This window comes from Streptomyces sp. UNOB3_S3 (genome assembly GCF_020740895.1).
Classification (GTDB): Bacteria; Actinomycetota; Actinomycetes; order Streptomycetales; family Streptomycetaceae; genus Streptomyces.
Genome location: NZ_JAILXP010000416.1, coordinates 1 through 5,856 on the forward strand (window position 1 = coordinate 1; position 5,856 = coordinate 5,856).

4 protein-coding genes and 1 pseudogene are annotated in these 5,856 nt (G+C 73.2%); 1 reads left to right on the forward strand and 4 read right to left on the reverse strand.

Annotated features, from left to right (window positions below; all coding sequences use genetic code 11):
• The 4 genes from K6I33_RS30390 to K6I33_RS30405 form a co-directional block, all read right to left on the reverse strand.
• The coding region (locus tag K6I33_RS30390) for a [protein-PII] uridylyltransferase (RefSeq protein WP_229357764.1) at positions 1–1,728 on the reverse strand (1,728 nt) is incomplete at its 3' end.
• Between the two features lie 16 nt (positions 1,729–1,744).
• Positions 1,745–2,083 carry a P-II family nitrogen regulator gene (locus K6I33_RS30395; protein ID WP_229357765.1) on the reverse strand — a complete coding sequence of 113 codons (339 nt, stop codon included), beginning with the start codon at positions 2,081–2,083 and terminating at the stop codon, positions 1,745–1,747.
• On the reverse strand, positions 2,080–3,366 hold the full coding sequence (locus K6I33_RS30400) for an ammonium transporter (RefSeq protein ID WP_229357766.1): 1,287 nt from the start codon (positions 3,364–3,366) through the stop codon (positions 2,080–2,082). The genes K6I33_RS30395 and K6I33_RS30400 overlap by 4 nt, the downstream gene beginning before the upstream one ends.
• Before the next feature lie 331 nt (positions 3,367–3,697).
• Positions 3,698–5,203, reverse strand: a complete 1,506-nt coding sequence (locus K6I33_RS30405) for a hypothetical protein (protein ID WP_229357767.1) — start codon at positions 5,201–5,203, stop codon at positions 3,698–3,700.
• Between the two features lie 484 nt (positions 5,204–5,687).
• Here K6I33_RS30405 and K6I33_RS30410 point away from each other — a divergent pair.
• A pseudogene (locus tag K6I33_RS30410) lies at positions 5,688–5,856 on the forward strand (DNA primase); the annotation flags it as partial.

A 5,856-nucleotide genomic window follows, 5' to 3' on the forward strand; every position in this document is an offset into this window, starting at 1 on the left:
GCCGTCGAGGGCGGCCGCGGCCCGGCGGACCAGGTCGGCCACGAGCGAGGCCCGCCAGGCGGTCCAGGCGGTGGGGCCGGTGGCGAGGGCGTCGGCCTCGGTGAGGGCGTGCAGCAGCTCCAGGACGGCGGCGGAGCCGACCGCGTCCGTGACCGCGCGGACCGTGGCGGGGTCGCCGAGGTCGCGGCGCGTGGCGGTGTCGGCCAGCAGCAGGTGGTGGCGGACGAGCGTGGCGAGGACCGCCGTGTCGTCCGGGCCGTAGCCGAGCCGGGCCGCCACCTGGCGGGCGGTCTCCGCGCCCGTCTCGGAGTGGTCGCCGGGCCGGCCCTTGCCGATGTCGTGCAGGAGCGCGGCGAGGAGCAGCAGGTCGGGGCGGCCGACGCGGCGGGTGAGGGCGGCGGCGCGCACGGCCGTCTCGACGAGGTGGCGGTCGACGGTCCAGCGGTGGAGGGCGTTGCGCTGCGGGCGGCAGCGCACGTGCTCCCATTCGGGCAGCAGCCGGGAGACGATGCCCTCGGTCTCCAGGGCCTCCCAGACGGCCACGGCGGGCTCTCCCGCGCCGAGCAGGGTGAGGAGCTGTTCGCGGGCCTCGGCGGGCCAGGGCACGGGCAGCCCGGCGGCGCCGGTCATGCGGCGCACCGCGTGCCGGGACAGCGGCAGGCCCGCCTGGGCGGCGGCCGCCGCGGCGCGCAGCGGGAGCACGGGGTCGTGCTCGGGGCGGGCGGTACGGGCGAGGCCGACCTCGCCGTCCTGTTCGACGACGCCTTCGGCCAGCGGGATTCTCTCGGGCGCGACGAAGCCGCCGCGCCCTCCGCGCCCGCCGATGATCCTCCGCAGCCGGGGCCGTCCGGAGCGGGCGCGCAGGACGCGCCCGACCTCGCGCCAGGTGACCTCGGCGGCGTAGGAGACGGTGTGGGCGGCCCGGTAGACCCGGCGCAGGAGCGCGTCGGCGTCGGGCAGGCCGAGGGCGTCGGCGACCTGGTCCTGTTCCTGGAGGGCGAGCCGGTCGGTGGCGCGGCCGGTGGCGAGGTGGAGGGCGTCGCGGGTGTCGAGGAGGAGGGTGCGGGCGGCTTCGAGGCCCTCGCGGGGGGCGTCGGCGAGCCAGGAGGCGGCGACGGCCCGCAGGGCGGTGGCGTCGCGGAGGCCGCCGCGGGCCTCCTTCAGGTCGGGTTCCAGCAGGAAGCGCAGCTCGCCCTGGCGGCGGGCGCGCTCCTCGCACAGCTCGCGCAGTTCGGGCAGCCGGGCGGGGGCCTGGGCGCGCCAGTCCTCGTAGGCGGTGGTGCGCAGGGCGGCGGTGAGGGCGGGGTCGCCGGCGAGGTGGCGGGCGTCGAGGAGGCCGAGGTGGACCTTGAGGTCGCTCGTGGCGGCCTTGCGGGCCTCGGCCGGGGTGCGGACGGAGTGGTCGAGGGCGAGGCCCAGGTCCCAGACGGGGTACCAGACGCGGTCGGCGAGGGCGGCGATGCCGGGGGCACCGGTGGTGCCGTCGTGCAGGAGGAGGACGTCGAGGTCGCTGCGGGGGGAGAGCTCGCCGCGCCCGTAGCCGCCGACGGCGACGAGGGCGACGCCCGGGGCGGGGCCGAGGAGCTCGCCCAGCCAGCGGTCGGTGGCACGGGCGAGCTCGGTGCGCAGGGGCGGGCCGGTGAGCCGTTCCTCGGTCAGGAGGCGCAGCCGGGCGGCCGCGTAGCCGCCCTGCCGCCCCGGGTGCGCCTCGGTGTCGTGCTCCGTCAACGGGTGCTCCCGGCGGTCACAGCGCGTCCGGGCCGCGCTCGTCGGTGCGGACGCGGACGACGGAGTCGAGGGGGACGACCCAGACCTTGCCGTCACCGATCTTTCCGGTCCGGGCGCTCCGGACGATGACGTCGACGATGTCGTCCGCGTCACCGTCCTCCACGAGGACCTCTATGCGGATCTTGGGGACGAGGTCGATGGTGTACTCGGCGCCCCGGTAGACCTCGGTGTGGCCGCGCTGGCGGCCGTGGCCGGTGGCCTCGCTGACGGTCAGGCCGTGGACGCCGAATTCGCGCAGGGCGGTCTTGACGTCCTCCAGCTTGTAGGGCTTGACGATCGCGGTGACGAGCTTCACGCGTCCACCTTCTTGTCGGGCGTCCCGTTCGGGAGTTGCTGTGCGGGGGTGTGGTGGACGGCGCGGGAGGCGGCGGCGCCGCCGACGGCGGTGAAGTCGTAGGCGCTCTCCGCGTGGAAGGCCTGGTCGACGCCGCTGATCTCGTCCTCCTCGCTCGCCCGGAAGCCGACGAGCTTGGCGACGAGCTTGGCGAGCAGCCAGGAGACGGTGAAGGAGTAGGCCATGACCGAGAACGCGCCGGCGGCCTGGCGGCCGAGCTGGGTGAGGCCGCCGACGCCGTCGGTGGCGAGGAGGCCGACGAGGAGGGTGCCGATGACGCCGCCGACGAGGTGGACGCCGACCACGTCGAGGGAGTCGTCGAAGCCGAGCCTGAACTTCCAGCTGACGGCCCAGGAGCAGACGGCGCCGGCGACGAGGCCGATGAGGATCGCGCCGAAGGCGTTGACGGCGGCGCCGGAGGGGGTGATGGCGACGAGGCCGGCGACGGCTCCGGAGGCGGCGCCGAGGGTGGTGAACGCGCCGTGGCGGATCCGCTCGTAGGCGAGCCAGCCGAGCATGGCCGCGCCGGTGGCGATCTGGGTGTTCATGGCCATGTTGGCGGCGGTGCCGTTGGCGGCGAGCGCGGAGCCGGCGTTGAAGCCGAACCAGCCGAACCACAGCAGCCCCGCGCCGAGCATCACCAGGGGCAGGCTGTGGGGGCGCATCGGGTCCTTCTTGAAGCCGACGCGCTTGCCGACGACGAGGACGGCGGCGAGGGCGCCGATGCCCGCGTTGATGTGGACGGCCGTGCCGCCGGCGAAGTCGATCACCTTGAGCTTGAACAGCCAGCCGTCGGACTGCCAGACCCAGTGGGCGACGGGGAAGTAGACGACGCTCACCCACAGGGCGATGAACAGCGTCCAGGCGCTGAACTTCACCCGGTCGGCGAGGGCGCCGCTCATCAGGGCGGGGGTGATGACGGCGAACATCATCTGGAAGAGGGCGAAGGCGAGGACGGGGATGCCCTCCTTGCCTCCGGTGAGGGTGTCGGGGTGGATGCCGCTCAGGCCGAGGTGGCCGAGGCCGCCCAGGAGCCCGGCGCCGATGTCGTCACCGAAGGCCAGGGAGTAGCCGTAGAGCACCCACAGGACGCTGACGACGCCCAGCGAGATGAACGACATCATCAGCATGTTGAGCGCGCTCTTCACCCGGACCATGCCGCCGTAGAAGAAGGCCAGGGCGGGTGTCATCAGCATCACGAGCGCGGCACTGATCAGTACGAACGCGGTGTCTGCGCCATTCAATGTCGGTGTCTCCTCGCCGCCGCGGCCCGGGCCCCCGTGCGGGCGGTGTCTCTTTCGGTGGGCCGTTGTCGACTTGAGGCTGTCGCAGCGCGGTTTCAGCCGGTGCCGTGGGCTGTTTCGCGCCGGTGACGATGGGGGCGGGCGTGTTACGCCCCGGTGAACGGCGGGGCGGGCGCGGCAGGTCTCCCCTACCCTGCCGACTGCCCGGCGGCGGTGCCGTACGGAGACACGGAGACCGGCCGTGGCGACCGTCCGGGGTGACCTGGCGTGGGGGAGCCGAGTCGGGCTGTACGGGAGGGTCGCCACGGCCGGGCACAGGGGCCGGAGGGCGTCAGACCGCGTGGGCGGCCTCCACGGATTCCGGCAGGTGGACGGCGAGTTGGTCGGTCAGGTCGACGACTTCGGCGACCTGACCGAAGTCGCGCACGGCGTTGTCGACCGTTTTGCGCAGCCGGTTGTTGACCCGCTCGGAGCGGACCTGTTTGGCGATCCTCAGGGCCTTCTTCACGGGCTCGGCGCAGGCTTCCGGCTCGCGCTGGAGCAGGTGCACGGTGGCCATGCCGATCAGGTTGAGCGCATACGAACGCTGGTGGTCGTCGTCCTGCGCGAACAGCTCGACGGCCCGCTCCATCTTGGGCCGCGCCAGCTGGGCGTAGGTGGGGCTGCGGCCGGCCACATAGGCCAGGTCGCGGAAGGAGTGGGCGTTCTCGGCGTTGAGCTCGGCCTCGGAGAAGAAGCTGATCCAGTTGGGGTCGCCGTCGCCGGGCGCGCAGTCCGCGAAACAGTCCTCGGCCATGGCGACCGCGCGCTTGACCTTGGCGGGCTGGCCCATGTTGGCGTAGGCGCGGGCCTCCATCGCGTGGAGCATGGCCTGGGTGCGGGGGGTGGCGGTCTCCCGGGAGCCGTACTGGCCGAGGTGGATCAGCTCCAGGGCGTCCTCGGGCCGGCCGAGGTGGATCATCTGGCGGCTCATCATGGAGAGCACGAACGAGCCCAGGGGGCGGTCGCCGGCCTCCTTGGCGGCGTGGAGGGCGAGGACGAAGTACTTCTGGGCGGTGGGGTGGAGGCCGATGTCGTAGCTCATCCAGCCGGCCAGCTCGGCCAGCTCGGCGGCGACGTGGAACAGCCGCCGGGTGGTCTCGTCGGGCTGGGGCTCCTGGAGCAGGTCGGTGACCTCGTGGAGCTGGCCCACCACGGCCTTGCGGCGCAGCCCGCCACCGCACTGGGCGTCCCACTGGCGGAACATCACGGTCGTCGACTCCAGCAGCTCCAGCTCCGGCTCGGAGAGCCGGGACCTGCGGGAGCGGTCGCGCTCGGCGCTCCGCGCGCCGTCCCGGCCGGTGGGGCCGGGCACCAGCCAGCGCTGCATGGGCTCGATGAGGGCGGGGCCCGCGGTGAGGGCGAGCGAGGTGCCGAGGAAGCCCCGGCGCGCGAGCATCAGATCGCTGCGGGAGAACTCGCTGAGCAGCTCCACGGTCTGGGGGGCGGCCCAGGGCAGGTCGACCCCGGAGACGGAGGGCGACTGGTGGGCGACGCGCAGACCGATGTCCTCGACGCCGACGACACAGCCGAAGCGTTCGGAGAAGAGCTCGGAGAGGATCTTGGGGATGGGCTCGCGGGGCTGCTCGCCGTCCAGCCAGCGGCGCACCCGGGAGGTGTCGGTGCTGATGTGGTGGGCGCCCAGCTGCCGGGCCCTGCGGTTCACCTGGCGGGCGAGCTCGCCCTTGGACCATCCGCTGCGCAGGAACCAGGAGTTCAGCTGTTCGTTAGGGCGTTTCTCACCCTTGTCGGCCCGGTCGGCCCTTTCGGTCCGATCGGTGCCGTCGGCACCACTCACATTGCCGCTCACGGGAACGCCCCCATCCACAAATCCGCAATTCCGCGACCAACGCGTCCGCGTCCACGCAGCGGCCCGCTTCCGCACCTTGCCTGTGTCCACGCCCATACGTGTCCACACGTGCGTTCACCACGTCTGCGCGTGAACCGCCAACAGCTTGCCGCGTGTTGCGGCCGCCTGTCCGGCGCTGTCCCTGCACCGAAAGTAATCCTACGATCACCGTTCAGGCGAGAGCGGTCCAGTAAACGCCACCATTCGCCACCCCAAGGAATGAACGACTCCCGCGCACTTCGCGATTGACTTGACGCGGAACAACCAGAGGAAAACCGGGCAGCGGGTGAATCGATGCGCGCCACGGCGCGCGGCCTTCGGCGCACCACCCGTCGCACACCGTCGCGCCGCCCCGGAGCAGACGTCCGCGACCGTACGTGTCCGAGACACTCCGACACGTAACCAACCGCGAACACGACCCGTTGGAGGGGGCATGGGCTTCACAATCGGCGGCATCCGGGACCTGCGCTCGAGCTCTCGGCGCCGAGGCCGCGCGTCCGAGTACGCGACGACGGTCGCGGAGTACACCGGCCTGTGGGGCTGGGACGTGGTCCCGGGCGCCCGTGCCTCGCGCGGCGGGGGCCGGGTGGTCTGCTCCTGCG